Source organism: Parvularcula lutaonensis, from assembly GCF_014651915.1.
Classification (GTDB): Bacteria; Pseudomonadota; Alphaproteobacteria; order Caulobacterales; family Parvularculaceae; genus Parvularcula; species Parvularcula lutaonensis.
In genome coordinates, this window is sequence record NZ_BMXU01000001.1 from 1,040,431 (window position 1) to 1,061,090 (window position 20,660).

Consider the following 20,660-nt stretch of genomic DNA (forward strand, 5'->3'; position numbering starts at 1 on the left):
CTGTCAATGCACGCTCGGCTCGGCTACATGCCCGTCATGCTGATTGTCCTGTCCCCTGCCAAGAACCTGAATTTCGAGCCCGTCGACCTGCGCGTTGAAACCACGGCCCCGCGCTTCCCCGAGCAGACGGAAAAGCTTGTCAGCGTGCTGCAGAAAAAGTCGGCGCGGCAGCTTGGCGAGCTCATGGGCCTGTCGGAGAACCTCTCGACCCTCAATGCCGAGCGCTACCGGGCCTTTGGCGAGCAATCGAGGAAACCAGCGATCCTCGCCTTCAACGGCGATGTCTATCGCGGCTTCGACGCGGGCACGCTCGACGCCGACGGGCTGCAAGCGGCGCAGGACCGGGTGCGAATCCTCTCGGGCCTCTACGGCATCCTGCGTCCCCTCGACGAGATCGAGCCCTACCGCCTCGAAATGGGGACGAGACTCAAGGTCGGACGCGGGGAGAGCCTCTATGACTATTGGGGCGACCTTCTGGCAAAGTCCCTCGACGAGGAACTCGGCGGCCAAGCCCTCGTGAACTGTGCCTCGAACGAGTACTTCAAGGCCGTGAAAGGGGTGAAAAGCCCGGTCATCACGTGCCATTTCAAGGAGGAGAAAGAAGGGAAGCTGCGCACCCTCGGCTTCTTCGCCAAGACCGCGCGCGGGATGATGGCGCGCTACGCCGTCGATCACCGCATCGACGATCCCGAGGGCCTCAAGGATTTCCGTGGCGGGGGCTACCGCTTCAACCTGCAGGCATCGACTCCCCGCGACTGGGTTTTCAGCCGGCCGCAGCCGCCCAAGGCATCCTGATTTCGGCTTGCCGCAGGGCGCTGGAGATCTTAACGTTCTGTTGACCAAGGAGGGCAGCATGTTCCGAATTCTCGCCATTCTCGCGGCCTTTGCAGCTTCGGTGGCCAGCGCGCAGATTCCTGCGAAGCTCGCGCGGACGCTGCTTCCCGATGTCAGCGCGGAAACGATCCGCCCGGTCCTGCGTCAGCAGGGCCTGACGCCCGAAACCCAGACGATCTCCGGCCGGGATGTCCTGGTCCTCCGGTCCGACCGGCATGCGATCATCCTGCAGCCGCGCGTCTGCAACCCGAAATGCACCGGGCTCCTGATGATCACGCTGATGGAAGGCTCGGCGCCGAGCCATCTCGTCAACGACTTCAACCAGGAAACGCCGCCCACCATGGCCTATACCCAGAACGGTGCCACGGTCCTGTCGCGCTACCTGATCGCCGATCACGGCATCACGGCGGGCACCCTGCTGGTGAATATCGGTGTTTTTGACGAGACCGTGCGCAAATGGCTTTCGAACCAGCGGGCCAGCAGCCTCTCCGTGTCGCTGGCCGAGCAGGGTCCGGCGCCCGAAATCGACACGGAAACGCGAGAACTTTTGAGCGAGATCCGTCGCCGTCCCGAGCTCATCAGCGGCCGGATCCAGTCCGCCTACTGATCAGACGAAAATATCCAGGATCGTCCCGAGGATGCCGCCGCTCGCCTGTGCGGAAAGCGGCACTTCGGTCTGGATGATGACGTCGCCCGTGCCCGAGAGCCTGACGTTCTCGGCCTCGCCGCTTTTAAGGTATTGCGCGCCGGTGAAGACTTTCCCGTGGGCGGAAAAATCCCCGCGAACAGCCGCGACATAGTTGGTGTCCACGATCACCGGCTCGCTCGAAAGCTTCTGCCGGAAGCTGCGCCCCGGCGCCTTGATCCACACGGTGCCCTCGCCCGTCACCTCTGTCAGGGTCCAGAACTCCCGCTTCGCCACGCGCCGGGTGACGAAGGACAGCGTCCCCCTGTGGCCGAGATAGAGCGAGGGCTGGAGCCAGACCGGTTCCTCGCCTGAAACCGGCAGCCCGATCACGGTGCCGTGGAAGTCACGTCCCGCGATGATCTTCACCAGTCCGCGCGCCTCGAACCGGTTGGCCCAGAGGTTCTGGCCGGAGAAAAGGCCGAGGAGCGGAAGGCCCCTCTTGGCGATCCGCTCCGTCGTCATGTGGAAATCGCCGCTGGCGAACATGAGGGACGAGCGGCGGGCATAGGCCGTCTCGCCCTTTTCGAGGTCGAAGGTCAGGACATGGTTGTCGAGGACCTGGTCCTGCCTGAGGGCCACCTCGGCCTGGCCTTCCTCGCGGCCAAGGACGGGCAGGCGTTTCAACGCCTCGCCAAGGCGGGCGCGGCGGGCAGCGAGCGGGAGTTCGGGCAGGCGCCTGGTCATCGGACCTATATAGGGACGCCGCGCTCAAGGCGCCCCCCCCCCTTTCCTTCCTCCGCGAGCTTTGCTCCTAAGGAAGGTATGTTTCTACTCGTCGGCCTCGGAAATCCGGGCTCCAAATATCAGGCCAACCGGCACAATGCGGGCTTCATGGCGATCGATGCCATCGCCGAAGCGCAAGGAATGCCCTCGTTCCGGTCGAAATTTCAGGCCGAGGTCACCGAAGGGCGCCTCGGACGTGAGCGGGCGATGCTGCTCAAGCCCCAGACCTATTACAACGAGGCAGGCCGCGCGGTGCAGGAGGCCTGCCGCTTCCACAAGATCCCTCCGGAGGACGTTATCGTCTTCCATGACGAGATCGACCTCGCCCCCGGCAAGCTCCGTATCAAGAAGGGCGGCGGACTCGCAGGCAATAACGGCCTCAAGTCGATCGCCGCGCACCTTTCCCCCGATGTCTGGCGCTGCCGCATCGGGATCGGCCATCCGGGGCACAAGGATGCCGTGACCCACCATGTGCTGAGGGACTTCTCCAAGGAGGAGCGCGAGGGCTGGCTTGATGAGATGCTGGCGCGCATGGGCCCGGCCGCGGAGCACCTTCTTCCGCTGACGGAAGAAAATACGAACCGCTTCATCTCTTCGGTGCTCCAACCCCCCAAGCCAAAGCGCGACAAGCCGATCACGCCCAAGCCTGAAGCGGCGGCGAACGAGAAACCCCAGGAGAAGCCCTCCGCATTCGACGCGCTGAAAAGCCTCCTGCCGAAAAAGGACTGATCCGATGAAACGCCTTCTCCTCGTCCTGGCCCTTCTCGTTCCAGCGTGCACGGAGGAGGCACCGATCATTGGCGATGACAAGGTCAGCGTGACCGTCATCGCCAACGTTCCCGCAGCGACGGGTCCAGTCTATCTCGCGGGCAGCATCGAAGAGCTCGGCCCGTGGGATGCCAATGGCCTCATCATGCAGGGCCAGGGCACGGAGCGGACCGCCACTTTCTCGATGGATGACGGCGAGGAGCTGCAGTACAAGTTCACGCTCGGCGAATGGTCCCGCGAGGCTGTCGACGAGAACAAGTTCCCGCTCGACAATTTCATCCTCACGGCGAGCGAAGGCCTGACTGTCGAGCACGATATCGCAGGCTTCCGCCCGGACATGCGTGTGCTGATGGATGACTGGGAAGGATCGGGCGTGATCGGCACGCTCGTCTATGAGCAGGACGTCGAGAGCGCGTTCCTCGAGCTGCCGCGGCATCTGTCGGTCTGGCTGCCCCGCGACTATGACGCACCGGAGAACGCCTCCAGGCGCTATCGCGTGATCTATATGACCGACGGGCAGAACCTTTTCGATCCGCGCATCGCCAATACCGGCACCGACTGGGGCGTCGACGAGGCGATGATGCGCGGTGTCGAGGCAGGCGAGTTCGAGTCCGCCATCATTGTCGCCACGTGGTCCACGGACCAACGTTTCGAGGACTACAGCCCGTGGCACAATGGCCCTCAATATGCGCGTTTCCTGAAGGAAGAGCTGAAGCCCCGGATCGATGCGGCGTTCCGTACACTGCCCGAACGGGAAAACACCTTCGCCATGGGCAGTTCCATGGGCGGGCTGATGGCGATGTATCTCGTCACCAGCCATGGCGACACTTTCTCCGCCTGCGGATGTGTCTCAACCCATACGCCGCTAAGCCCCAATGTGGTGGCGGAGTGGACGGGCGAGAAAGCGGATCCCACGCCCTACCTCACTCGCGACATCGAGGAGGGCCGCCTGACCATCCCTGAAGGCGTTCGGATGTTTTTTGACTACGGCACGGAGACGCTGGACGCAGAATATGGCCCCGGCCACGAAGAGCTGCGCCGGTTCTTCACCAGTCAGGGTCTCGAGGAAGGTGAGGATTTCCTGATCCGCGAATACCCCGGAGCCGCCCACAACGAGGCTGCCTGGCGTGCCCGGGTCGGCGACCAGCTCACCTGGATGCTCGCCGGCAACGTACCGCTCCCACAGGCGGGAGCAGGCACCAATCGTGAAGTCGAGTAGCTTCGTCAGGACACTCATGTGACCTCCCAAGGCGGGTTGGCCCGCTCGGACACGAGGAAGACAACCGGGCTTTTGCCCGGCTTCCAATGATCGGCGGTGCGGAAGCCGGCCGCGACCATTTCGTTTTCCAACTGCTTCGCCGTGAGGAACGAGACGAAGGGCAAACGCCCGAGCATCCGGCCGACCGACAGGACCGGCTTCAGATACCAGTGCCGCTCCCCGAGGCAGACTGTGCTGGTGATCAGCACGCCGCCAGGCTTGAGCAGCCTGTGCACCCTGGCGAGGACCGCTTCGCGGTCGTGCACGAGGTGCAGGATGCTCATCCCCAGCACGGCGTCATAGCTCTCCTCCGGTGCATCGAATTCGGCGATGTCCGCGCACTCGAAAGTGACGTTCTCGACGCCGTGCTGCTTCGCCTGCTTGCGCCCGAAGGCCAGCATGTTCTCGGAGATGTCGATGGCGTGGACATGCTCGACATGCGGCGCGTGCGTGATGGCCGTCCCGCCGGTGCCGCAACCGAACTCGAGCACCCGAGCATCAGGCTTCAGGTGCTCGCGCGTGATCGCAAGCTTCCTTTGATAGGCTTTCTCGTCCTTGATCGGCTGACTGAAATACTTGGCGGCGATCTTGTCCCAGAATTTGGGATCATGTTGCATGGTCGTTCCCTCTAAAATCATCCGTTTCCGGAAGGCGAAGCGGTTTCCTCGCCGCAAAAGCCAGGCTGATCTGGTTGAAAAGCGGCATCCCCGCAGGCTCGATGCGCTCGACGTCCGACGCTCCTGCTTCTGAAAGCCAGGCTGCAAAGCGGTTCGCTTCGAAGCCGTGGGTCTTCCAGAACACCTGGATCGGCAGGCTGGCCGCCGACGCCCTTGTCGCAGCGATCAGGATCCTGCCGCCAGGTCGAAGCACACGGAACATCTCTGCCAGCACGTCTCTTGGCTCAGCGAGATGCTCCAGCACGTGGGCCATGAGGACCACGTCCAACGTCCCATCGGTAAAGGGCAGCCTACGGACGTCACCGAGGTGGAGCCGCGCTTCCGTCCCCATCTCGCGATAGCGCCGCTGTGCCTCCACGAGCATATGCCGAGAGGTATCGAGCGCGTGCAGCTCGACCCGCTCCACCGCTTCGCGGAGGAAGGCGGAGGAAAACGCCCCCGTCCCCGCACCAGCGTCGAGGACTTGGAGCGGCTGGCCGGGAACAGGGGCCGTCAGATCGCGCGTGAAGGCGGCGCAAAGCGCACGATAGGCAGCCTCCGTGCCGAGAGTCCCGAGAGCCCGGTTCCAGCCCGATGCCTGGGCATCATAGGTCTGGCGAAGCTCGGGGTCCGACATGACCCGCCGGTGAAGGGACAACCTCCAGGAGCCAATCCAGCGCTCGGCCACGGGAATGCATCCGGGGTCTCGGGACGGTGCCCTGGTTGTCTCTGGCGCGGTCATTCTGGTCTCCATCGTCTGACCTGGCCCAGATATAGATGCGGAAAGCATGGAGGAATTGCCGAAAAACGATGAGCTGCTATACGCTAATGCATGGATCAACCCCAAGGCATGTTTGACTGGAACCAGATCCGGGCCTTTCTCGCCACGGTGGAGGAAGGCTCGCTATCCGGCGCCGCACGGGCACTCGGCCTGACCCAGCCAACGCTCAGCCGACAGGTCGCCTCGCTCGAGCGGGATCTCGGCGTCACGCTGTTCGAGCGTGGCCCACGGACCATGATCCTGACAGAAGCAGGCCGCCAGCTCGTCGATCATGTCCGCGCCATGGGCGAAGCTGCAGACCGCATCTCCCTTATCGCCATGGGCCAGAGCCAGGACGTGAAGGGTCACGTGAAGATTTCCATGACGACAGCCATGGCAACCTGGCACATGCCGAAAGTCCTCGAGGCCGTGCGCCGGGCCGCTCCGGCCGTCAGTGTCGAGATCATCGGCTCGAATGATCTCAGCGACATAAGCAGGCGCGAAGCCGATATCGCTATCCGTCATGCGAGACCCGAACAACCCGAGTTGATCGCCAAGCTCATTGGCGAGACCTCGGCCCATCTCTTCGCATCGAAGAAACTGCTCAACCGGGTCGGAAGGCCGCGGACAGCCGACGACCTCAGGAAATTCGACGTGATCGGCTTCAATTGGAAAGTCGGCTTGCGGAATGCCCTTCTCCAGTATGGAATCAATGTTCCCGTCCGCGATCCGATGATCATTACCGAGGCCGGTACCGCCCTGTTGCAATACGTCCGGCAGGGACTGGGAATCAGCATCTTGACGAAGGATGTGCTCGACCTGTTCCCGGACCTTGAGATCGTACTGCCCGACATCGGCTTGATCCCCGTCCCGGTATGGCTCGTGACCCACCGGGAGCTTCACACCAGCAAGCGGATCCGGATTGTTTACGACGTGCTCTCGGAAGAGCTGGGCAAGCTCGCGGCCTGAGCCCGCAAAGCAGTTGTTCCCTCGATATTGCCATCCTGAAACCTTACCTCGCCGGAAACCGAAGGAGGCGTTCATGGCCGATCCAACCTACACCCCGCCTGAAGTCTGGACTTGGGACCGGGATAGCGGCGGAAAGTTTGCCAATATCAACCGGCCGATCGCCGGGAAAACCCACGACAAGGACCTGCCGAGAGGCGAGCATGACTTTCAGCTCTACAGCCTCGCCACCCCTAATGGCGTGAAGGTGACGATCCTGTTCGAAGAGCTCCTCGAGCTCGGGATCAAGGAAGCTGAATACGACGCCTACACCATCAATATCGGTGAGGGCGAACAGTTCGGTTCGGGCTTCGTCAGTATCAACCCGAACTCGAAAATCCCGGCTCTTCTCGACCGCTCCGGCCCCGAACCCGTGCGCGTCTTCGAGTCAGGCTCGATCCTCGTCCACCTCGCCGAGAAATTCGGCCAGTTCCTCCCCAAGGAGGGTCCCCAACGCACGGAGGTCTTTAACTGGCTGATGTGGCAGATGGGCTCTGCGCCCTTCCTCGGTGGCGGGTTCGGCCATTTCTACGCCTACGCGCCGGAGAAATACGAGTATCCGATCAACCGCTATGCAATGGAATTGAAGCGTCAGCTCGACGTGCTCGACCGTCAGCTTGCCGACAATCCGTATATTGCAGGCCAAGAATACTCCATCGCGGATATGGCGATCTATCCGTGGTATGGCGGTCTGGTCCGCGGCAAGCTCTACGATGCCGCGAAATTCCTCAGCGTGCACGAGTACGAGAACGTGCTGCGCTGGGCCGAGGAACTCTCGGCACGTCCTGCCGTGGAGCGCGGCCAGATGGTCAACAAGGCCTGGGGCAACCCGGGGACGCAGGTGCGCGAGCGCCATGGCCCTGAAAGCTTCACGGAAGGCACCTGGGACAAGGTTGGCCCCAAGGACGAGCCACAGGACTAGGGCCTCGCGGGATCAGCCCCACCAGAACCGCCGCTGCTTCTTCGGAGGCGGCGGCGCGAGCGGTGTCCATTCCGGCTCCTTCTCCCCCCAGAGTGGCAGGTAGTTTCCCTCTCCATCGAAGGAAACGATCAGCCTGCCGCCATTTCTCTGCCAGAATGGATGACGTTCGAGGATCCGGCGGTAACTCACCCCCACGAGATCCGGCGCCTCGATCTCGTCTCCGACAAAGGCCCACTTGCCATTCCTCGGCTGCCAATCGTCGATACCGAAGCAGGCCACGCCGACGCCTCGCTCCACCGCGACAGCCACCGCGTTCCATGCGCGCTGCTTCTCGCCGAAACTCCAGTCGCCGCGGGCTGCGTCGTAGACGGAGAGGCCCCGCGCCCTGCTCCGCGCGATATTGAGAAGGAACACAGCATCATAGGGACCGGGGTCGACAGGCGGCGCGAACCGTCCGCATGCCGCATCAAGGCTCAGGAAACCCCGCGCCTCGACGTCGTTACCCGATAGCTGGTTGGTGAGAGCTTCCGCGGCGCCGAGGTTGAGCGCGTCGATGACCGCGGCCTCGACATCGTCGAGGGTCTCCTCGTCCTTGATACCCCGCCTGAGGAAGACGATCTCGACCGCCTCCCCCGCGCGCCAGATATCGAGGATGACTTCGAGCTTGTCCGAGAGGGCCCGCTCACCCCGGTCAGCCTCGACGGCCTCGGTGAAATGCTGGTTGGGGCGGCTGCGCCTGCCCTGCCCGACATAGAACGGACGCCCGGTGGCGGGGTCACACAGGGCGTAGACATAAAGGCCGAGATCCTTCTCGACCTCTGCAGGAACCATGGGCTGGAAGGAGGGCACCGTCTTTAGCGGGCGCCTGCCGAACAGGAAACGCATGGGTGCTGCCTACACGGGAACAATCAAAGAACAAGAGCCTGCCGAAAGCCTTCCCAAGGGGATCCATCACCTTGCACCGCAGCACGGCAGCGCGCATAGCCAAGCGCAAAACACCACGAGAAAAGGCGACCATGGGTTTCAAATGCGGCATTGTGGGCCTGCCGAATGTCGGCAAGTCGACACTCTTCAACGCTCTGACCAAGACCGCGGCTGCACAGGCTGCGAACTATCCGTTCTGCACGATCGAGCCGAATGTCGGCGACGTGGCCGTGCCCGAGCCGCGTCTCAAGATGCTGGCGGAAATTGCCAACTCCGCCGAGATCATCCCCTCGCGCCTCCAGTTCGTCGATATTGCGGGCCTTGTGAAGGGCGCTTCGAAAGGCGAGGGCCTCGGCAACCAGTTCCTCGCCAATATCCGCGAGGTCGATGCCGTGGCCTATGTGCTGCGCTGCTTCGAGGATGACGACATCACCCATGTCGAAGGACGCATCGACCCTGTCGCCGACTTCGAGACCGTCGAGACCGAGCTGATGCTTGCCGACCTCGAAAGCCTCGAGAAGCGCCGCGTCAATCTCGAGAAAAAAGCCAAGGGCCAGGACAAGGAGGCGAAAGCCACCCTCCTCCTCGTGGACCGGGCCCTGGAACAGCTCCGCAAGGGCAAGCCCGCCCGGACGGCGGAGATCGCCCCGGACGAAGAAAAGGCCTGGAAGGGCCTGCAGCTCCTGACGACGAAGCCGGTCCTGTTCGTCGCCAATGTGGATGAGGCCAGCGCTGCCGAAGGGAACAAGTATTCGGACCAGGTTTTCGAAGAGGCGAAGAAACACGGCGCGAAAGCCGTCCTCATTTCAGCCAAGATCGAGGCCGAGCTGGCAGCCCTCGACGACGAGGAAGCAGCGGAATTTCTTCGCGAGATCGGCCTCGAGGAACCAGGCCTCAACCGGCTCATCCGCGCTGGATACGATCTGTTGGGACTTCACACTTACTTTACAGCAGGCCCTAAAGAAGCTCGGGCATGGACTATTCGCAGAGGCGCGCTTGCCCCCGAGGCCGCGGGAGTTATCCATACTGATTTCGAAAAGAAATTTATTAGGGCGGAAACAATTTCTTTCGACGACTATGTCGCTCTCGGTGGCGAGACTGCGGCCAAGGAAGCAGGAAAGCAACGAATCGAAGGCAAGGATTACGTGGTGCAGGACGGGGATGTCATGCATTTCAGAACAGGGAACTAGCGTGCATGGGTAATGATCACGGTCTTTCGGGGCTTTTTGACGAGGACGGCAGCGTCCGCGTGAAGAAGCCTGCGTCGAAGAAGAGCGATGCGCCGAAGAACGATGATCTGCCGCCGGTCCTCGATGACGCCGACAAGTCGCCGCTGCACCTGCTCGCCGACAAGATTGGGTTTGATCCTTCAGAAGGCTCGGCAGCACCTGCGCCGCCTCCCCCGCCGGAGAAGGCCCCGCCCGCGCCTGAACCCGAGCCCGAGGCATTCGCGCCAGAGCTCGCCCCTCCGCCCCCGCCGTCCAGGCCGGCTGCGCCGAAACCCGCGGCGGCAGAGGCCCCACGCTACCGCCCTGCCGATGATGGCGGCCACGACGCCTTCGCTGCGGCCCTCGGCGCGGAACCCGTCGCCCGCCAGCCAGCACCCGTGCCCGAGATGTCCGCGGCCAAGCCTGCCGAGAGCCTGCCGCGTCGCGGTGCTCCGGCACCCGCGGTCGGTGGCAGCATCCTCTGTTTCCTGATCCCTTCCGATGATGACCGCGCCCGGCGCCGGACCCTCGAAGCGATCAACGTCGCTGCTGGTACCGGTTCGGTGCGCCTGCGGTCCCTGCCGCGCGATCCGTCACTGATGGACGAAGCGCTGTTTGATGCGCTGGCGACGTCCGACAGCGAGTTTGTTGCCTTCCTCAGCGCCGGAACGGAACCCGCCGATGACTGGGCCATCGAGGTGCAGAAGGTCTTCGAAGAATACCCGAGCGCCGGCGCCGTGACCGTGCGCGCTGCCAATGCCGATCCGCTCAGCCCCTGGGCCCGCGTCGGCTTCTTCATGGACGAGGTCGAGCGCCAGAATGGCCTGGCCAGCGGATTGGACACCATGGTGTTCCGTGCCTCGGTCCTGCGCGAGATTGGCGAGCAGCTCGGCGTGGTCATCCGCAATGGCCGCCTCGCTTCGGCTGTCGAGGGCCGCGGCCACCGCATCGTCACGGCGAGCGAAGCCCGCGTCTCCATCGCCACGCCCGGCGACCGCCGCGAGGTCATCCGCCACGTCAAGGAACAGGCCCGGCTCGCTGCGCGCCAGCGTGCCAAGGGCAAGAACCCTTTCACCCGCTTCATCCTCGCGGCTGGGATCCTGCTGGGCTATCCGTTCCGGATCATGACCGTCCGCGCTGCTGCCAAGAAATCGATCGGCAGCACGCAATTCCGCGAAGTCGCTTCGAAAGCGGCGATGGCGATCCTCGCGGACCGCCACACCCGTGCCCGGACCATGCTGTTCCCCGGCAAGGACAAAGCGTAGCCCTTCCCTCGCATCCTGAGGCTCTTGCCGTTGAGGGTGTGGAGACGCACCTTGCCTGCCAACGCCCGCTCTCCGAGCTCGACTGGGTTGCGCAAGAGGTGGACGCGGCCTCCGCACCGCCCCATTGTGCGCCGCTGAGGAAACACCTGACAGCGGGGCATGATGACCGACAAGGCACGCCGCGGATTTTTGAAGAAAGCAGCGCTCGCCGCGCCCCTCGCGCTGGCGGCCTGCGACTGCGCCGAGCGCTGCGCCGCCGTGGCGCCGGTGGAAGCGAGCGCGGGCATTGAGCCGCGCAGGCTCAAGATGGTGACGACTTGGCCGAAGGACTTCCCCGGCCTTGGCGATGCAGCGGAGCGCACGGCGGACTTCATCCGTATGCTGTCGGGCGGCGCGATCGACATCGAGGTGTTCGCGGCGGGCGAGCTGGTTGGCGCGTTCGACAGCTTCGATGCCGTGGCGGCGGGGGCCGCCGATCTATATCATGGTGCGGACTATTACTGGACGTCGAAGTCCCGCGCCTATCCCTATTTCACAGCCGTCCCCTTCGGCATGACCGCTGTCGAGCAGATCGGCTGGCTGGAAGCAGGCGGCGGGCAGGAGCTTTGGGACCGTCTCGCCGCGCCCTTCGGCATCAAGCCGTTCGCGGCGGGGAACACGGGACACCAGCTAGGCGGTTGGTTCAAGAAGGAGCTCGTCGAGGTCGATGGCCTCCGCGGCCTCAAGATCCGGATGCCGGGCCTTGGCGGCGAGGTCATGCGCCGCGCCGGGGCCTCGCCTGTCCTTCTTCCGGGCTCGGAGCTTTACCAGTCGCTGCAGTCCGGTGCAATCGAGGCGACGGAATGGGTGGGTCCCTGGAACGACCTTGCCATGGGCTTCTACCGCGAGGCCAAGTACTACATGTGGCCGGGCTTCCACGAGCCGAACGCCCAACTTGCCATGGGGATGAACCTTGACCTGTGGAATTCGATGAGCGCGCAGGAGCAAGCCATCTTCAATGCCGCGGCGCGATCTGCCAACCATGAGAACCTCGGCACCTATATCATCAGGAACGCCGAAGCCCTCCGTGTACTAACTGAAGAACATGGGGCCAAGCTGACGCCGATGCCCGACGATGTCATGGCCCTTCTCGCCGAGAAGACCAAGGAAGTCCTCGAAGAGGTCGCGGACAGCTCGCCCATCGCACGCGAGATCCACGACAGCTACATGAAGACCCTGCGCGAGACGATGCCGCTGACAGCCATCACCGACGCTGCCTTCATCGAGCTGCGCCAGAGACTGATTGCAGAATGAGCTGGCCCGTTTCCGTCCTGACCAATCCCAACGCCCGCGCCCTGCCATTCATTGGCACAGCCTGGGCCTGCGCGACGATCCCTGCACTGATCATCGTCCTGGCGCTTGAACAGGTCGTACCCGCCGCGTGGACCGATGCTGCGAACGAAGCCATCATTCCCGAAAACGTCCCGCCCGCGATGCTCGCCTTCGGCTTCGTCGTCTTCGCACCGATCGTGGAGACCGCGTTCATGGCGGTGCTCTACGCGATCCTGGGCCTTTTCCGGCTTCCGGTCCGGGTCCAGATCGGCGTGACGATCCTGCTCGCCGCCATCGCGCACGGGGCACAGGCGATCATGTGGGCCGCGGGCCCGGCGTGGATCTTCTTCATTCTTGCCGTCGTCTGGTTCACCAAGCGGCAGAAATCCTGGGGCGAGGCCTTCGCCTTCACGACGATTGTCCACGCGCTGAACAACGCCGTTCCGTCGGTCGGCCTCTTCTTCCCAGAACTCGCGGGCACCGCATGACGATCAAGATCATCGCCATCGCGGCGCTGTTCCTGCCGCTCCTCCTCGCCCAGGTCACCCCCGCGGCGGAAGGTGTCCTCAGGAAGATCGTGCACGGTGCGTTCGCCATTGCTGTGGCCAGCGCCCTGCCGCTCTTCCTCGTCCAGCTTGCCGTCGTCATCCTGCGAAGCGTCTTCTCGGTGAGTTTCATCTGGCTCCAGGAATCGGTGATCTACCTCTTCGGCACGATGTTCCTCCTGTCGTCTGGGGCACTGCTCGTCAGCGAGGGGCACGTCCGGGTCGATATCCTCTACGCCAAGCTCTCCAAGGAGAAGCAGCGCATCATCGACCTCCTTGGCCAGCTCATCTTCGTGATGCCGCTCTCGATACTCATCATCCTCGTCAGCTGGGACTACGTCGCGACGAGCTGGGCGCAGATGGAGCGCAGCCAAGAAGCTTCGGGCATCCATGCCGTCTTCCTCCTGAAGTCACTGATCCCGGCCTTTGCCGTCCTACTTCTCTTCGCCGCGCAGCTTCAGGTCCTGCGGCTCTCCCGCGCGATGCGAGGCGTCGATGCTTGACCAGGTGATCCTCTGCTTCTGTGCCTGCGCGACGTGGCTCGACATCGCCATGGTGCTGGTGCTCTGCGCGCTCTTGCTCGCAGGGTTTCCCGCAGCCTTCACCCTCGCAGGGACAGCGCTTCTCTTCGCGATGATCGGTCTCGGCATGGGCGTCCTCGACGTCACCTTCATCACTGAGCCCTATCCGATCCGCATTTTCGGCATCATCAGGAACCAGGTCCTGCTCGCCGTACCGCTCTTTGTGCTGATGGGCGTGATCCTCGAACGCGCCAAGGTGGCCGAGGAGCTGCTCGAGACCACGGCCCGCCTGTTCGGCCCGATGCCGGGGGGCCTCGGCATCGGCGTGATGCTCGTCGGTGCTCTGCTGGCCGCCTCCACCGGCATTGTCGGCGCGACGGTCGTCACCATGGGCCTTCTCAGCCTGCCAACGATGCTCCAGCGCGGCTATTCGCCAGCCCTCTCGTCAGGGTCGATCGCAGCGGCGGGCACGCTGGGCCAGGTCATCCCGCCGTCGATCGTCCTCATCCTCCTGGGCGACGTGATGTCAAACGCCTATCAGGAAGCACAGATCAGCCAGGGCATCTTCTCGCCCGAGCCGATCTCCGTGGGCGACCTTTTTGCAGGCGCTCTCATTCCGGGGCTCGTCCTTGTCGTCCTCTATCTTGCCTATCTGGGCATTGTTGCGGTGGTGAAGCCGTCAGCCAGCCCTGCCGTGCCGAGCGAGGACCGCTATGATTTCCGCGAGGGCGTGGCAGCGGCAATCAAGACCCTGCCCGCGCCGCTCCTCCTCATCATCGCTGTGCTCGGCTCGATCCTGACAGGGGCGGCGACCGCAACCGAAGCCTCCGCCATCGGCGCGGCGGGCGCGTTCCTCATTGCAGGCAGCAAGAAGCGCATCGCCGACGGTCTGCCGCGAACGCTCGCCATCGCTGGCATCGGCGCCAGCGTCGTCCTCATCCTCCTGGCCGACAATTTCGACCTGCGCCTTGGACGGAAAGCCTCTGCTGCTGATACCGCGGCGATCTGGGCCGCAATGGCCGCCACCGGCGTTCTCATGGCGGGCCTCGCAGCAAGCCTGTGGAGCGTCTCGAAAGAGCTTCTCTGGCCGATGCTGAGCCGGACCACCGAAGTTACCTCCATGGTCTTCACCATTCTCATCGGCGCGGCGCTCTTCAGCCTCGTCTTCCGGGGGCTCGGCGGTGACGAGACCGTCGCGGCGGCGCTGCAATCCGCGCCGGGCGGGGTCTTCGGCGCTCTTGTCATGGTGATGGTCGTGATGTTCCTCCTCGGCTTCTTCCTTGATTTCATCGAGATCACGCTTGTCGTGGTGCCTTTGGTCGCCCCGCCGCTCTTGATGGCAGGGGTTGATCCGGTGTGGCTCGGCGTGCTGATGGCCGTGAACCTGCAGACCAGCTTCCTAACGCCGCCCTTCGGCTTCGCGCTCTTCTACCTGCGCGGGGTGGCCCCGCCGGAGCTGCCGACAGCCGCGATCTACCGCGGCGCACTGCCCTTTGTGGCGATCCAGATCGCCATGCTAATTCTACTGGCGCTGCTGCCGAGCCTTGCGACGTGGCTACCGGAGCGCATCTACGGCTAGCGCCAACCGACGCGGAGAGACCCGATGTTCCAGACCTTTGATTCCGTTTCCGACAAGAGCTTCGGCGCGAAGCACCTGCCGCTCCTCCGTGCACGCCTCAAGGAGATCGGCCTCGACGGGTTCCTTGTTCCGCACGAGGACGAATATCTCAACGAGTACCTGCCGGACAATGCGGAGCGTCTTGCGTGGCTCACGGGCTTTTCCGGCTCGGCCGGGTCCGCGATTGTCCTCACCGACAAAGCGGCCGCCTTCTCCGACGGCCGCTATGCCGTCCAGCTCCCGCAGCAGGTGGACGAGGACCTCTTCGAGCTGAAGATGACCCATGAGACGAAGCCCGAGGACTGGCTTCGCGAGAACGCACCCGCCGGAACCAGGATCGGCTATGACCCGCTCCTCTTCTCCGAAAGCGCGCTCAAGCCCTTCCAGACCGCCGCGGTGAAAAAGGGCTTCACCCTGGTCCCAGTGCGTCCGAATCCGATCGACGAAGTCTGGAAAGACCGTCCAGACGCTCCCGCAGCCCTCATCCATCCGCACCCGATCGAATTCGCCGGGGAAGACCACGCCGCCAAGCGCGCACGCATCGGCAGGGACGTGGCGGAAGCGCAAGCCGACGTTGCGCTTCTCACCTCGCCGTCCTCCCTCGCATGGCTCTTCAACATCCGCGGCGGCGACGTGCACGCAGCGCCCCTTCCGCTCGGCCGAGCCCTGATCTTCGCTGACGGAAGAGCGGAACTCTTCGTGCATCCCGACAAGGTCTCGGCGGAGCTGCCTTCCCATCTTGGCGATGAGGTCGCGCTTCACGCCGAGGACGAGATCGACACCCGGCTCGAAGCGCTTGCGAAAGAGGGCAAGCGCGTCCTCGTCGATACCGGGCTGACCCCCGTCCATTACATCGACCTTGTCGAAAAGGCAGGAGGCTCGGTCGTACGCGATGTCGATCCCGTTGCCCTGCCCCGCGCCATCAAGAACGCCGCCGAGAAGGAAGGCGCACGCCAGGCCCATATTCGTGACGGTGCGGCTGTCGTCCGTTTCCTCCGCTGGCTGAGCATCGAGGCTCCGAAAGGCACGGTCAGCGAGATCGACGCCGCGAAGAAGCTGGAAGGCTTCCGCATCGAAACCGGCAAGCTCAAGGATATCAGCTTCGATACCATCACCGGCTCTGGCCCCCATGGCGCCATGGCGCACTATCGCGTCACCACCGAGACCGACCGCAAGCTCCAGCCGGGCGAGCTCTTCCTCGTCGATTCAGGTGGTCAGTACGAAGATGGAACCACCGACATCACCCGCGTCGCTGCCATCGGCAAGCCTTCCGAGGAGATGCGCGAGCGCTACACGCTCGTTCTCAAGGGCCATATCGCATTGGGCATGGCGCGCTTCCCCAAAGGCACTTCGGGCCATGCCCTCGACGCCATCGCGCGCCTTCCGATGTGGAAGGCCGGTTTCGACTACGACCACGGCACGGGCCACGGGGTCGGAAGCTTTCTCTCCGTCCACGAAGGGCCGATGCGCATCTCGAAGGCACCCAACGCCGTGGCCCTGGAACCAGGGATGATCCTTTCGAACGAGCCCGGCTATTACAAGGCCGGCCATTACGGCATTCGGATCGAGAATCTCGTGCTCGTCACCGAGGCCACCCCGATCGAGGGTGGCGAGCGCCCGATGATGGGCTTCGAGAACCTGACCATGTGCCCCTTAGAGCGTGAGCTGATTGTCACCGACATGCTCACCGCTGACGAGCGGCGCTGGGTCGATCAGTACCATGCCGAAGTCCTTGCGAAGCTGAAGCCCCTTCTCGGTGCTGATGATGCAGCCTGGCTCGAGGGTCGTTGCGCTCCGCTCGACTGAGCTCGGTTGTCGCCAGAAGACGTTTTCCGTCGCCATCATCGGCTGGGCTCTTCGTCATCGTCGCGGCCATGACGAGACCGTAGAACGGGTCGAGCGCTCCAGCCCCGCGCAGGGCTGCCTGCCTTGGAGGTCATGACCAACACCGTGCGGCACCCTTTCGACGGAAGGGACACAGATCCGCCTGAGGCATCTTTCCGAAAGAGTGATACGCCGCGAAGTGATCGATGGCGGTGCCGGCTTCCGACAAAGGTCGGCTGGCCAAAGCGTAATGGGAGCGGCGCAACCATCGTGAACTCTCTGCTCGAGGGCGCAGAGGGCACAACGAACATCGCGTGAGGGGTTGCAGGAAAGACGGTCAACGTCGATGTTCCCCTGACCGATCTGCGCGAGAAACATGCCAATTAGCAAGCTCCTCATCACGCTCGCCCTCGCTGTCCAGGCCACCGATGCGCCCTCTCCCGCGCCGCTGACGCCTGAGATACTCGATGCCGAAGTCGTCCGCACCTACCCGCACGAAACCGATGCCTTCACCCAGGGCTTTCTCTTCGCCAACGGTGTCCTGATCGAGAGCACCGGGCTCGAAGGCGAATCGCGCCTTCGCAAGCTTAGCATCAAGACGGGCAAGCCAGTGCAGGAGATCCACCTGCCATCGGATGTCTTCGGCGAAGGCACTGCTCTCGTCGGCGACAGGCTCGTCACCCTCACCTGGAAAGCGGGACAGGGCTTTGTCTTCGATCTCGAAACCCTCGAACAGGTCGGCGCCTTCACTTATGAAGGCGAAGGCTGGGGCCTGACCTATGACGGCGAACGCCTGATCATGAGCGATGGATCGGACGAGCTGCGTTTCATCGACCCGGAGACTTTCGAAGAAACGGGCCGGGTCGCAGTCACGCTATCCGGCCAGCCGCTCAGGAACCTCAACGAGCTCGAATTCGTGGACGGAAAGGTCTGGGCGAATATCTACTTCCAGGACTTCCTTGTGCGGATTGATCCTGAAACAGGCGTCGTGGACCAGATCGCCGACCTGCGGGCGCTTTTCCCGCGGGACCTTCGCGAGGAGCCCTTCCGAGATGTCCTCAACGGCATCGCCTACGAAGAGAATTCGGGCCGTCTTTTCGTCACTGGCAAGAATTGGCCGCAGATTTACGAGATCAACCTCCGCCCACGGACGGGAGCAGAATAGATGCCTGGACTTTGGTTTTCAGAGTTCGAAGAAGGACAGGTCTTCGAGCACGAATGGACGCGCACGGTCACAGAGAGCGACAATATGTGGTTCTCGATGATGACCATGAACACGCAGCCGCTGCATATCGACAGGCACAAGGCCGCGGAGACGGAATTCGGTCAGCCGCTGGTCAATTCCCTGTTCTCGCTCGGTCTTCTTGTCGGCATGACGGTGAATGACACGACGCTGAACACCACGGTCGCGAACCTGGGCATGGAGAAGGTGCGCTTCCCGGCACCGCTGTTCCACGGCGATACCGTCCGTGCCAAGACAACCGTCATCGGTGTGCGCCCTTCGAAATCCCGGCCGGGCCAAGGCATCGTGACATTCCTGCATGAACTGTTCAAGCAGGACGGCACGCTGGTCGCGAGCTGCGAACGCGCGGCCCTGATGAAGGCGAAGCCCGAAGGCGCCTAGTGCGCAGGGGAAGCGAAGGCTTCGACAACTGCGTTAAGAAGAGCCTGGACGTCCATTTCGGCTGAGGCGTTCTCTCGGCGGGTCGCCGACGGGATCGCCTTTTGCGGCAGCGGGTCGACAGTAAAAGGCTGCGGCCAGGGCAGCTTCGGGTCGAGAAGGAGCGCCTCGCCCGGCTCGAGCCGCGAGCATTCCCGCGCGATATCCGCCTCGGCGCCCTGCCCTTCTCCGAGACGGGCGATGGTTGCTGCGTGGCGGTGAAGGATGCAAAGGCTGGAGGCTTCGGCACCGTACCCCGCGGAACGCACTACGGCAAAACGTCCGTGGACCGCGCTCAGCTCATCACGCTCCGTAAAGAGATCATCGCAGCCATCAATGGCCAGCAGGACAGGCACCCTCCCGGCGGCCTGTTCACCCAGTGTCCGCGACAAGCGCAGGATGACGCGGGCAGCCACGGGCTTGAGCGCGTCATCGACATCGCCGAGCTGGCAGACTGCCATGGGCGGGCGACCGTCGGGCAGTCGGAAAAGACGCTGGAGGATTGCCTCCGGCGTCAGGTCCTCGGCGGCCTCGCCAAAGAACAGCGCGAGCCTCTCATCGTCCCGCGCATCGCGGAGCCGCCTGAGGAGGGAGGCATAGGCATCGTGGGAAGCTGCGCCCGCCTGGCCACGCTCGCGCTCGAACGCCGCGATGAGCTGCTTCAGCGAGCGTTCGCCGGCCACTTGCGCCATGCGCAGGAAGTACCATTCGTCATCCGTCAGCGGAGTATCGAAGGCTTCGAGGCAAGCCCGCATCTCCTCAGATGTCAGGAGACCGGCAGGCAGCAGGGCTTGGTTGCAATCTACGATTGACGCTGCCCGCCCGAAACTCGCCGTGAACCGACTGTCTGCATCGAGAAACACCAGGCGCGCGGGGAAACGCTGCCTCAGCAGCGCACGGACCACCACCGCGAGCGTTTCGCCCGTGTCCTGATCACTGTCGCCAACAATTTCGAGGCCCTCGGCCAGGAGCCGCTGGGCGTCCAGTAGCAGGCTGGTATCGCAAGTGGCGGCACCGAGCGGCACGGGTGCAGCGAAGCGGCTCTGCCACTCGCCGAGCGCCGCTTCTCGATCGAGAATGGTGGCCCGCGCTCCGACTGCAGGGCAGCATGGCTGCGGCTGCGGAATTCCCTCACAGCTCAGCCTGCCCACAAGTTCAGCTTCGATGATGACGAGCTCAAAGCTATCTGCGTCGGCATCGGCGGCGGGAGTTTCGACGCCGCGGATCACCGCGATCGCCCGCGGGTCGCCTTCGATTTCGAGATAGGTGCCAACGGTCACGCCGGCGTCCCGCGCCCTGTCCGCAGGCATGGCGACCAGCGTATGGACAGCTGATACGGCGGCGACGACGCCGGTGGCGGATGGGCTGCGTTCTTGATTGAACGATAGCGGCTGGGGGGCTGCGTTCACGCGGCTTTCTCCTGAACGGTTCCGGGAAGCGCCAGCACCAGCGCAGGCCCATCATCGAGCTCGATTTCGTCAAGGCGCAGGTCGGCCCGCATCAGGTCAGTACGCAGCGACCGGAGGACTGAGAGCGGCAGCCCTGCACGACCCGAAAGAAGCTGAAAGGTAATAAGGACATCGCTCCCATGCCGCCCGCCCGAAGTGACCGACAGGCCAACCGCGCGGCGTTCGCCGCCGTCGACACAGAAGGCAGCGAAGACGCGCTGCAGGGCCCGGTAGAGGTCTCGACTCGGCAGCGTGGTGGCGGGCAGCTCGTCGTCGATTTCGACGCGGCCGACGAACAGCGCGTTGGCATGCTCCTGCAGCAGGCGCCGGAGGATTGGCAGCGGGTCCGTCCCTGGCGCGCGCTCCTCGACGGGTCGTGGCGCGTACGCCGCCGCCTCGAGAATCGCGTCGATCTGCTCGCGTAGATTCTCCGCGGACTGAAGGACATGATCGAGATACTCTTTCGCCTTCTCGGCGGGAAGATCTGGGTTCTCACGGACCATCCCGGTGAAACCGGTGATGTGATTGAGCGGTGTACGGAGTTCGTGGTTGAGTCCGGAGAGGAACGCGGCCTTGGAAGCTTTCGCCTGTTCCGCATCGAGCTTGGCTGCGGCAGCCTCGCTCTGTGCCAGTCGCAGAGCCCGGCGCGCGGCATAGCTCTTCGCGTATTCGCGAAGGTAGCCCGCGCCGGAGGTGCCGATCGTGCGCCGCATGCCGCCCCT

The 20,660-nt window shown here is 63.7% G+C and carries 21 protein-coding genes; 15 read left to right on the top strand and 6 right to left on the bottom strand.

Going from position 1 to position 20,660, the window contains the following annotated elements; all coding sequences use genetic code 11:
• Positions 1-36 precede the first annotated feature (36 nt).
• Together yaaA and IE053_RS04965 are read left to right on the top strand one after the other, a co-directional pair.
• Positions 37-795, top strand: a complete 759-nt coding sequence (gene yaaA / locus IE053_RS04960) for a peroxide stress protein YaaA (RefSeq protein ID WP_189574756.1) — start codon at positions 37-39, stop codon at positions 793-795.
• Between the two features lie 58 nt (positions 796-853).
• Positions 854-1,441, top strand: coding sequence for a YbjN domain-containing protein (locus tag IE053_RS04965; protein WP_189572696.1), 588 nt, complete (start codon positions 854-856; stop codon positions 1,439-1,441).
• Here the strand turns inward: IE053_RS04965 and IE053_RS04970 are convergent, their stop codons facing one another.
• Positions 1,442-2,206: an AIM24 family protein gene (locus tag IE053_RS04970; RefSeq protein WP_189572699.1), complete on the bottom strand. Its 765-nt coding sequence runs from the start codon at positions 2,204-2,206 to the stop codon at positions 1,442-1,444.
• 78 nt (positions 2,207-2,284) lie between these two features.
• Between IE053_RS04970 and pth the strand changes: the two genes are divergently transcribed.
• Positions 2,285-2,974, top strand: coding sequence for an aminoacyl-tRNA hydrolase (pth, locus tag IE053_RS04975; RefSeq protein ID WP_189572702.1), 690 nt, complete (start codon positions 2,285-2,287; stop codon positions 2,972-2,974).
• Between the two features lie 4 nt (positions 2,975-2,978).
• A complete protein-coding gene (locus IE053_RS04980; RefSeq protein WP_189572705.1) occupies positions 2,979-4,232 on the top strand; it encodes an alpha/beta hydrolase-fold protein in 1,254 nt (417 codons plus the stop codon).
• A 14-nt stretch (positions 4,233-4,246) separates the two neighbouring features.
• Here IE053_RS04980 and IE053_RS04985 read toward each other — a convergent pair whose 3' ends face one another.
• Together IE053_RS04985 and IE053_RS04990 are read right to left on the bottom strand one after the other, a co-directional pair.
• A complete protein-coding gene (locus tag IE053_RS04985) occupies positions 4,247-4,888 on the bottom strand; it encodes a class I SAM-dependent methyltransferase (RefSeq protein WP_189572708.1) in 642 nt (213 codons plus the stop codon).
• Positions 4,878-5,669, bottom strand: coding sequence for a class I SAM-dependent methyltransferase (locus IE053_RS04990; protein ID WP_189572711.1), 792 nt, complete (start codon positions 5,667-5,669; stop codon positions 4,878-4,880). The genes IE053_RS04985 and IE053_RS04990 overlap by 11 nt, the downstream gene beginning before the upstream one ends.
• A 90-nt stretch (positions 5,670-5,759) precedes the next feature.
• Between IE053_RS04990 and IE053_RS04995 the strand changes: the two genes are divergently transcribed.
• Both IE053_RS04995 and yghU read left to right on the top strand, forming a co-directional pair.
• Positions 5,760-6,656, top strand: a complete 897-nt coding sequence (locus IE053_RS04995; protein WP_189572714.1) for a LysR family transcriptional regulator — start codon at positions 5,760-5,762, stop codon at positions 6,654-6,656.
• Between the two features lie 73 nt (positions 6,657-6,729).
• A complete protein-coding gene (yghU, locus tag IE053_RS05000) occupies positions 6,730-7,614 on the top strand; it encodes a glutathione-dependent disulfide-bond oxidoreductase (protein ID WP_189572717.1) in 885 nt (294 codons plus the stop codon).
• A 12-nt stretch (positions 7,615-7,626) separates the two neighbouring features.
• Here the strand turns inward: yghU and IE053_RS05005 are convergent, their stop codons facing one another.
• Positions 7,627-8,499 (bottom strand): GIY-YIG nuclease family protein, encoded by an 873-nt coding sequence (locus IE053_RS05005; protein ID WP_189572720.1) that lies wholly within the window; start codon positions 8,497-8,499, stop codon positions 7,627-7,629.
• A gap of 131 nt (positions 8,500-8,630) precedes the next feature.
• On the opposite strand from IE053_RS05005, the gene ychF reads away from it, so the two are divergent.
• The 9 genes from ychF (at position 8,631) to IE053_RS05050 (ending at position 18,454) form a co-directional block, all read left to right on the top strand.
• Positions 8,631-9,728, top strand: a complete 1,098-nt coding sequence (gene ychF, locus IE053_RS05010) for a redox-regulated ATPase YchF (RefSeq protein ID WP_189572723.1) — start codon at positions 8,631-8,633, stop codon at positions 9,726-9,728.
• 5 nt (positions 9,729-9,733) lie between these two features.
• Positions 9,734-11,011, top strand: a complete 1,278-nt coding sequence (locus tag IE053_RS05015) for a glycosyltransferase family protein (RefSeq protein ID WP_189572726.1) — start codon at positions 9,734-9,736, stop codon at positions 11,009-11,011.
• A 159-nt stretch (positions 11,012-11,170) separates the two neighbouring features.
• Positions 11,171-12,304 (top strand): TRAP transporter substrate-binding protein, encoded by a 1,134-nt coding sequence (locus IE053_RS05020; protein WP_229786064.1) that lies wholly within the window; start codon positions 11,171-11,173, stop codon positions 12,302-12,304.
• Complete coding sequence (locus IE053_RS05025) at positions 12,301-12,810, top strand: hypothetical protein (protein ID WP_189572729.1); 510 nt, start codon at positions 12,301-12,303, stop codon at positions 12,808-12,810. Before IE053_RS05020 ends, IE053_RS05025 begins: the two co-directional genes overlap by 4 nt.
• Positions 12,807-13,370, top strand: coding sequence for a TRAP transporter small permease subunit (locus IE053_RS05030; protein WP_189572732.1), 564 nt, complete (start codon positions 12,807-12,809; stop codon positions 13,368-13,370). Before IE053_RS05025 ends, IE053_RS05030 begins: the two co-directional genes overlap by 4 nt.
• Positions 13,363-14,967 carry a TRAP transporter large permease gene (locus tag IE053_RS05035; protein ID WP_189572735.1) on the top strand — a complete coding sequence of 535 codons (1,605 nt, stop codon included), beginning with the start codon at positions 13,363-13,365 and terminating at the stop codon, positions 14,965-14,967. Before IE053_RS05030 ends, IE053_RS05035 begins: the two co-directional genes overlap by 8 nt.
• Positions 14,968-14,991: 24 nt before the next feature.
• Entirely contained in the window at positions 14,992-16,812 is a 1,821-nt protein-coding gene (locus IE053_RS05040) for an aminopeptidase P family protein (protein ID WP_189572738.1), read from the top strand.
• A gap of 394 nt (positions 16,813-17,206) precedes the next feature.
• Positions 17,207-17,995 (top strand): glutaminyl-peptide cyclotransferase, encoded by a 789-nt coding sequence (locus IE053_RS05045; RefSeq protein WP_189572741.1) that lies wholly within the window; start codon positions 17,207-17,209, stop codon positions 17,993-17,995.
• Entirely contained in the window at positions 17,996-18,454 is a 459-nt protein-coding gene (locus tag IE053_RS05050) for a MaoC family dehydratase (protein ID WP_189572743.1), read from the top strand.
• On the opposite strand, the gene IE053_RS05055 is transcribed toward IE053_RS05050, so the two are convergent.
• Together IE053_RS05055 and IE053_RS05060 are read right to left on the bottom strand one after the other, a co-directional pair.
• A complete protein-coding gene (locus IE053_RS05055; protein WP_189572746.1) occupies positions 18,451-19,899 on the bottom strand; it encodes a hypothetical protein in 1,449 nt (482 codons plus the stop codon). The two genes, IE053_RS05050 and IE053_RS05055, sit on opposite strands and share 4 nt — an antisense overlap.
• On the bottom strand, positions 19,896-20,651 hold the full coding sequence (locus tag IE053_RS05060; protein ID WP_189572749.1) for a sensor histidine kinase: 756 nt from the start codon (positions 20,649-20,651) through the stop codon (positions 19,896-19,898). Before IE053_RS05060 ends, IE053_RS05055 begins: the two co-directional genes overlap by 4 nt.
• Positions 20,652-20,660: the final 9 nt, after the last annotated feature.

Excerpts from the sequence above, each read along its gene's own strand:
- yaaA (WP_189574756.1), top strand. The coding sequence starts at position 37 with ATGCTGATTGTCCTGTCCCCTGCCAAGAACCTGAATTTCGAGCCCGTC.
- IE053_RS04965 (WP_189572696.1), top strand. The coding sequence starts at position 854 with ATGTTCCGAATTCTCGCCATTCTCGCGGCCTTTGCAGCTTCGGTGGCC.
- IE053_RS04970 (WP_189572699.1), bottom strand. The coding sequence starts at position 2,206 with ATGACCAGGCGCCTGCCCGAACTCCCGCTCGCTGCCCGCCGCGCCCGC.
- pth (WP_189572702.1), top strand. The coding sequence starts at position 2,285 with ATGTTTCTACTCGTCGGCCTCGGAAATCCGGGCTCCAAATATCAGGCC.
- IE053_RS04980 (WP_189572705.1), top strand. The coding sequence starts at position 2,979 with ATGAAACGCCTTCTCCTCGTCCTGGCCCTTCTCGTTCCAGCGTGCACG.
- IE053_RS04985 (WP_189572708.1), bottom strand. The coding sequence starts at position 4,888 with ATGCAACATGATCCCAAATTCTGGGACAAGATCGCCGCCAAGTATTTC.
- IE053_RS04990 (WP_189572711.1), bottom strand. The coding sequence starts at position 5,669 with ATGACCGCGCCAGAGACAACCAGGGCACCGTCCCGAGACCCCGGATGC.
- IE053_RS04995 (WP_189572714.1), top strand. The coding sequence starts at position 5,760 with ATGGATCAACCCCAAGGCATGTTTGACTGGAACCAGATCCGGGCCTTT.
- yghU (WP_189572717.1), top strand. The coding sequence starts at position 6,730 with ATGGCCGATCCAACCTACACCCCGCCTGAAGTCTGGACTTGGGACCGG.
- IE053_RS05005 (WP_189572720.1), bottom strand. The coding sequence starts at position 8,499 with ATGCGTTTCCTGTTCGGCAGGCGCCCGCTAAAGACGGTGCCCTCCTTC.
- ychF (WP_189572723.1), top strand. The coding sequence starts at position 8,631 with ATGGGTTTCAAATGCGGCATTGTGGGCCTGCCGAATGTCGGCAAGTCG.
- IE053_RS05015 (WP_189572726.1), top strand. The coding sequence starts at position 9,734 with ATGGGTAATGATCACGGTCTTTCGGGGCTTTTTGACGAGGACGGCAGC.
- IE053_RS05020 (WP_229786064.1), top strand. The coding sequence starts at position 11,171 with ATGATGACCGACAAGGCACGCCGCGGATTTTTGAAGAAAGCAGCGCTC.
- IE053_RS05025 (WP_189572729.1), top strand. The coding sequence starts at position 12,301 with ATGAGCTGGCCCGTTTCCGTCCTGACCAATCCCAACGCCCGCGCCCTG.
- IE053_RS05030 (WP_189572732.1), top strand. The coding sequence starts at position 12,807 with ATGACGATCAAGATCATCGCCATCGCGGCGCTGTTCCTGCCGCTCCTC.
- IE053_RS05035 (WP_189572735.1), top strand. The coding sequence starts at position 13,363 with ATGCTTGACCAGGTGATCCTCTGCTTCTGTGCCTGCGCGACGTGGCTC.
- IE053_RS05040 (WP_189572738.1), top strand. The coding sequence starts at position 14,992 with ATGTTCCAGACCTTTGATTCCGTTTCCGACAAGAGCTTCGGCGCGAAG.
- IE053_RS05045 (WP_189572741.1), top strand. The coding sequence starts at position 17,207 with ATGCCAATTAGCAAGCTCCTCATCACGCTCGCCCTCGCTGTCCAGGCC.
- IE053_RS05050 (WP_189572743.1), top strand. The coding sequence starts at position 17,996 with ATGCCTGGACTTTGGTTTTCAGAGTTCGAAGAAGGACAGGTCTTCGAG.
- IE053_RS05060 (WP_189572749.1), bottom strand. The coding sequence starts at position 20,651 with ATGCGGCGCACGATCGGCACCTCCGGCGCGGGCTACCTTCGCGAATAC.